Annotated in this window: 2 protein-coding genes; both read left to right on the top strand. The window is 38.9% G+C overall.

Going from position 1 to position 808, the window contains the following annotated elements; all coding sequences use genetic code 11:
- Positions 1 to 207: hypothetical protein (locus JDW22_RS13530; RefSeq protein WP_207748848.1), on the top strand; the 207-nt coding region annotated here is incomplete at its 5' end.
- 243 nt (positions 208 to 450) lie between these two features.
- Entirely contained in the window at positions 451 to 750 is a 300-nt protein-coding gene (locus JDW22_RS13490) for a type II toxin-antitoxin system MqsR family toxin (protein ID WP_200523473.1), read from the top strand.
- The last annotated feature ends 58 nt before the right edge of the window (positions 751 to 808 follow it).

The raw sequence follows: 808 nt of genomic DNA, 5'->3' as shown, positions 1-808 counted from the left end.
TTGATACGCATTTCACCGATAAGCCACACAAGATTAGCCGCGTTTCATAGCGAAAAAATTTCTGCCGAGCCACAAAAAGAAGCCGCGCAAAAAGACGAAAGGAACGCGCCAATCTTGATAAAGACCAGGCATCGGGTGGTTGCTACGTTTGCCGAATTGTTAAAGAACTGGGGTACTGCTTTGATGTGTGAAATATTAGTTTACTAATTAAATATTGTCAATAAGAATTTTAATTAAAGCAATTTTCATGTCTTATGTGTTGTTTTAAAACAAAATTAAATTATTAGAACCCAATAGATTTGTATTTTTTAAGAAACACTATTACAAGGAATGAGAGACAAAGGCAGCCTGAAAACAAAGAGTGCTGTTTTCAGACTGCCTTTTTATGGGAGAGTTGTGCAAAATAACCTTTTAGGTTACAATTAACCTAATTGGTTAATTGAGAGCATCATGGAAAAAAGAACGCCGCATTGCAGCCTAGAAAGAGTAAAAGCCTTGTTGGCAGAAGAAAAAGTCCGCGCAACCCGTGTAGCACTGATTGGTGCGGAGCTTTTAGGAATTGATTATGACGAAATGCAAAATATCGTGAGCAACCTAAACCGTTCGGACTTCTATAAAAGCATGACCACTCATGCAGACCATACAATTTGGCAAGATGTATATCGCCCAACCGTTGAGCCATACGGCGATTTGTATATCAAGCTAACCGTAATAGACGATGTTTTAATAGTTTCATTCAAGGAGCGTTAATTATGATGAAATGTCCCGTGTGTGGCGCAGCAGAATTAGTGCACGATGTGCGCGATAT

Source organism: Kingella bonacorsii (assembly GCF_016623605.1).
Lineage (GTDB): Bacteria > Pseudomonadota > Gammaproteobacteria > Burkholderiales > Neisseriaceae > Kingella_B > Kingella_B oralis.
This window is presented reverse-complemented; position numbering and strand designations above follow the sequence as displayed.